The organism is Leptolyngbya sp. BC1307 (assembly GCF_002286735.1).
GTDB lineage: Bacteria > Cyanobacteriota > Cyanobacteriia > Phormidesmidales > Phormidesmidaceae > Phormidesmis.
Genome location: NZ_NRTA01000097.1, coordinates 1 through 5,204 on the forward strand (window position 1 = coordinate 1; position 5,204 = coordinate 5,204).

At 48.2% G+C, this 5,204-nt stretch carries 6 protein-coding genes; 2 read left to right on the forward strand and 4 right to left on the reverse strand.

Translation table 11 applies throughout. The annotated features are described in order from the left end of the window. Positions 1-322 (forward strand): hypothetical protein (locus tag CKL79_RS21845; RefSeq protein ID WP_205879177.1); only part of this gene is annotated, 322 nt, incomplete at its 5' end. On the opposite strand, the gene CKL79_RS23600 is transcribed toward CKL79_RS21845, so the two are convergent. Further along, positions 309-947, reverse strand: coding sequence for a hypothetical protein (locus CKL79_RS23600; protein WP_205879178.1), 639 nt, complete (start codon positions 945-947; stop codon positions 309-311). The two genes, CKL79_RS21845 and CKL79_RS23600, sit on opposite strands and share 14 nt — an antisense overlap. Before the next feature lie 286 nt (positions 948-1,233). Next, positions 1,234-2,148: a hypothetical protein gene (locus tag CKL79_RS21855; protein ID WP_240519034.1), complete on the reverse strand. Its 915-nt coding sequence runs from the start codon at positions 2,146-2,148 to the stop codon at positions 1,234-1,236. Between the two features lie 451 nt (positions 2,149-2,599). Between CKL79_RS21855 and CKL79_RS24285 the strand changes: the two genes are divergently transcribed. Next, positions 2,600-2,728 (forward strand): hypothetical protein, encoded by a 129-nt coding sequence (locus CKL79_RS24285; RefSeq protein WP_276301259.1) that lies wholly within the window; start codon positions 2,600-2,602, stop codon positions 2,726-2,728. Between the two features lie 21 nt (positions 2,729-2,749). Here CKL79_RS24285 and CKL79_RS21865 read toward each other — a convergent pair whose 3' ends face one another. Next, positions 2,750-3,862, reverse strand: a complete 1,113-nt coding sequence (locus CKL79_RS21865) for a ParB/RepB/Spo0J family partition protein (protein ID WP_121971637.1) — start codon at positions 3,860-3,862, stop codon at positions 2,750-2,752. Further along, a complete protein-coding gene (locus CKL79_RS21870; protein ID WP_121971638.1) occupies positions 3,863-4,657 on the reverse strand; it encodes a ParA family protein in 795 nt (264 codons plus the stop codon). Positions 4,658-5,204 lie beyond the last annotated feature (547 nt).

The following is a 5,204-nucleotide window of genomic DNA, read 5'->3' on the forward strand; positions in this document are numbered from 1 at the left end:
ACTCTGGCTTAGCGCTAGACTCATTCGTCTCTTCGACTGTACCTCCACCCGCCTACGCTCTGTCATTTTATCGCCTACCCTCTTGACATTTAATAGCTTTAGACCGCTCTATGCGATTCTTGGAGAAAAACTGCTCTCCTTTGGCCAGTTTCGCAAGCCTGACAGCATTGACCCGATGCTCAATGCCTGGGCCATCGTCAACAACCTCAGGGCCTTTCTGCCGGATGCGAAGAAAGCTGGCCAGTCGTTAGCCCAATTCTTTGGCGCTCAGTTGCATGGCTTGCCTTGGATGGAAGCGCTCAATCTCTCTACCGTTGTTTAGACAGACTCCTACAACCTGAAAAATCGTAGGCACTAATTCTAGATCTGTCTGGCTCCATATTGTCCAAAAGATGCCAGCCCCAGGTGTCTTCATCTCGGTGCCGGGCTCCTTGCAGTAGATAGCAGTAGGTTGACGCGGCATCGACACCGACCAGCACAGGTTTATCGGCCTGAAAGATTTCATCTAGTAATCCCACCTCAATGCCAGAAAGGTCTTGGCTTTGATTCAGCTCAACAGCAGTCGCAGCCGCCGCTTCGAGCCGGTTGTGAACAGTACCCACGCTAATCGGTGTATCGAAAAGATCGCGCAATAGTTCCACCACGCCACGATAGGAGCTGTGGCAGATTAGCACCAAGCCCAGTATTAGCTGGTACAGCCAGTTCTTAGTCACCGGCAGATGAAACAGAACATCGTCATCACCCTGAGACGGCGCAAACGACTCATTGAGGGTTTGCTGCGCTCTGTCGCCCTGCTGATATATAAATTTCCGGCTCACCTGGTGCTGGTCCGCCAAGTGGCTGACCGGCTGCGAGCGAGAAAGCACTTGGATGCCGATGTCTTGGCGAATGTCCGGAGATAAGCTGGCGGCGATGGAGAGGGCTGGACTCATGTGGGGCGTTGGCAAAGCCTCTCCTAGGAGAATCGCGAGGACGGGCAGGTGGCAAGCATTCAGCTTATTCGATTTCCTGGGAAGGGTATACGCTCACCACGAAAGTGTCACCCGGTTTTTAACCACGCCGTTTCAGATCAACCCAGAGCAAATTCGATCCCATTCTGCAAAGTAACGTTTGGGGTGATGGTGGGCGATCGCACTTGAAGATGCCTTTGCGCTTGCGCCAGAAGCGCACATATCGAGAGACCATCCGATTGTCTCACCTTAACGAATTTTCCAATAAGCTTCAACTAGGCCGTCAAACACCACCGATACGCTCTGCATCGAGCTTCTGCCTGAACTTTTTCTGTGTCATCCTAATGGCCTCGTCGTGAGCATCTTCTAGATCGTCTAGCTCAAAGACAGAAACCAGCTTTTCGCAATACTCAACCATTTCAAGCCCCACTGTTTCGGGAATATAGTTTCGTGCAATGTGTCGAGAACCGGAGACAGGTGCTTCCCAGATTTTCTTAATTTCTGCGGCGTCCATTCCGAAAAGCCCACGATAGACATAGTTCGTCCACTTGCCATATTTATAAGGGCTATTGCCACCCTGTTCAGAAATTGCGTAGGCCCAGTCTTTCCTAGCTGGCTTCCCTGCCTGTCGTGCTACCAACCACTGCTGAATCCGTTCGCTATCTTCACGGGTGTAGGTTTCTTTCAGAAACGTATATGCCTCTGCGTAAAGACCTTCAGCAGCGAACCAAGCGAGAAAGTCAATCAACCCATTCTTAGCTTTCGCGCCTAGCTTCCCAGGTTTCTTCGCCCAGTCGCGGGCCAGCTCTACCCAGTCAGTCGCTTCAATAACCTGATAGGTATTGTTATCATTTCCCAAAATTTCGGTAACTTTGAAAAGTTTGCCAGAGGGCAGTTTTAAGAATTTCCCACTGGTTTCTGAACTCTCGTCCTCATCGGTTAGTTCAATGACCCGTTTCACCAGCGTCGTTAACGGTACATCCGTATGACGGCTCATTGAACGGTAGCCCAATCCGATAGTAGGCCGATTATAGCCAAGGCCATCAGGATCGATGATGATTGCTCTGAATTCCCTATCTCTGAATTTGATAGGAATTATCTGGCCTGCTTCAAGCATGTTTTGGCGATTGAATGTGATTGTGGCGACGGGAGATACGTCACTATGAATAGTACGCTCACCGTTGGATAAAGGGAACACCCTTTATCCCTCTTGTGATAAGGGCTGCAGCTATTTTACAGGCTCTAAAGGGAACACCCTGCAAAACCCATCATTTTGATACAAAGGGAACACCCTCAATCTATATTCATGTGAGAGTTTCAGACAATCTTACACCGTTGAAGGGAACACCCCCTCAAATGACTGCTGGACGGGAAAAAGGTTGCTCTCAATCGCCGGTCTTACAGAGAGTTTGAGAGAGGCAGATCTGAGTATCTAAATAACGTCCACGTACCATTACAGCTGACATGCCTCATTTTTTATTTGATTAAGCGGCGTTGAATAATGCTCTCAGATCCTCAATACCTTTCGTGAATCGATTTCTGCAATTCTCTGAAAGATAGGCTGCGCCAACGCGCAGACACACGAATTCTGCCATTAGAGTCTGCGGCCTCAAAAAGTTGCCCCCTTCATCCACTGCCCAATAGAATCTTTGCGCAACGGCGAACTAGCCGAAGCCCAGGGTGGGGTAATAGCGGTGCTTGATTCGCCACTGGCTCTGTTCCACCGGATTGGCAGTGCAAGGGCGCACCTCGTGCTCGGTGACCAGATGCAGATCTAGAATTTCCTAACCTTAGAAGGGCTACTCAAGTAGCCCTTCTACTTCAGACAGCTTCAGCTTCAATACTCTCTGAAGCTTTTCGAGATCCTCACGGTTCGCAGATTGGAGAGTAGCGGGAGTCAGTTTCTGAAGTCGTTGAGATGTTGACTTGATAGTCTTTGAGGGATTTGTATCAGCTTCTACGAACTTTGCTTTTATTTTCCTCACAAGTTCGCGAGTTTTAGCGACTGTAAGCTGCTCGTCTAAAACCTGCTCCGTTGCTTCTAGACGCTCTTTCCGCGCTTGACGCTCAGGGATCTTCAGATTTTTCTCAGATAGACTAGCCAGGGCTAAAGCGTGTGCCCCCTTTAGCCCTCTTTCTCGAATAGCTGATTTTAGATCTAGGGGTAGCGATAACATCGGCATCAGGTTTGATCTAACCGATGGCGGATTTAGTGCCAACTCCAATAGAGATAGTAGAATTTTCTCTTCGTTAGCATGAAGCCCTAGCTGCCCGATAATTTTCTGCTGTTCAGATTGAGTATCGCTAACGAGCCCTTGAAGGCGATGCACCTGCTCTTGCCGCTCTAACCTTCTCAGTACAGTTGATAGCAGCACTGGAATGAGTTCCTCTTCTAACCCCGAGGCAGTAGCAACTTCTTTGACAACGGCCTCGGCCTTATCTAAGGGATTTAGATCCTCGTGGTGAACGAACGTCAGCAAGGCTTTCCGATGCAGATCTTTTGGCATCGGCGCGATCACAGCCCGAATAGTTTCCCATTCCAGGGACTTGGCTGCTTCCCAACGTCGCTGACCATCCCAAAGCAGATAGCGATCGCCTTGAGGGATAAGAATGATAGGCGTAATTTGCTCATCCTTTTCCAGCGTTCTCGCCAACGTTTGAACGCTTAAAGCTGGAATTGTTTGTCTAGGCTGAGAGGGATTGGGATCTATCAAGCCCACTAAGATATCCTGCTCCCCTGACTGTGCCTTAAGCTGCGCTCTGAGAACCTCTAACTGCTCTTCCAATTCTGGCGACTGAGCTTTTCGGAGTTCCTCAATTTCTGCCTGAAGAGTGGCAACTTCGCGGGCATGGTCGGTTGCCGTAAGCGCCTTGTCAAAACGCCCGACTAGACTCGGTAACTTCTTGGCCATTTAACGACTCCTCGAAAGTGCTGCTACATCATCAGCTAGAACTCGAAAGTCCTCGCAGGCTCCGTGATTAGGTCGGTGTTTTTGCAAAGGCAATCCCAAGGCACTGGCGTTCTTAAACTCAGAGGAATCCCGAATTTCTGGATAGAGGTTAACCCGGAGCTGCTCAGCAACCTCAGGCAATTGCTGTAAATATTGCCGGTGAATACTTTTTGACTTGCTGTAGAGACTAGGTACCAACCCTAAGATGGGCGGTGCAGGCTCAAGCTGTAATTCCTTGGTAATTCCTATCAGCCACTGCATTAGGTCAGCCACGCCAGAAATCGATTTCATCTCTAGCTGAATGGGGATTAGCACATGTGTGCTGGCAGCGACTGCGTTTTCACAAATTTTCCCCAGTGTGGCAGGGCAGTCCAGAATAACCACATCGTGGTTAGTTGGGGATGATCTCAACTTATCCGATAGGGCGTATTCTCCTCTACGGCGAACGACCAGTTCATCTGCTAACTGAGACATAGCGGGATGCCCCTGACAGACCTCAACTTTTTCGCTATCCCATACTTGAATGAAAGGCCAACTACCTTGGTATCCCTTGGATAAAACTTGGACGACTGACTGGTCATAGTCCACCGGAGGTAACCCACAGAATACGTCGAGAGCTCTCTGGGGATCGAGATCTACAAGCCCTACAAAAATTCCTTTATCAGCGAGTGCATAAGCCAAATGCACGGCAATCGTTGTTTTACCGACACCTCCGGCGTTAGCCAGAATCGCGAGAATGATCTGTCGCTTAGACATAAACAACCCGTGTGCTTGTCGAATTTTAATATACGACGTTTTACGAAACTGTCAATCATCGTATATCAACATACGACGGATTTGTCGACCTATTTTTCGTTCAACCAGTTTTTATGCAATAAACAAGGTGGCTTTCTGTATGCGCACTCGAATGCACTTTATACAATGAATCAAGATGAATCAAGAGCGTATTGACTACTTTATAGTTTTTCATTTCTATGGCAGGCTCTTCTGTATTGCAATCTTTGTTAGTTGGATTTTTGCTGTGCTTTAACTGGCTATAGATTTCTATATCCAGCAGCGAGTCGATGATGTGACCTAAAAGTCTGAATCGCTTCGGCTATGTCGAATGACATCATACGACGGTTTATTGCAAGCAGATTTTTTGTAGCTAAGAACCCTTTATTAGCTAATTATAGTGGACCCCAAAAACTAAACAGGTCGTTAAGTTCTGAATCACTCAAGAAATGATAGGAGTTATTCATGAGCAGAAAACGCAGACAGTACAGTCCAGAATTCAAGTCAAAAATAGCGATTGCCGCCATCC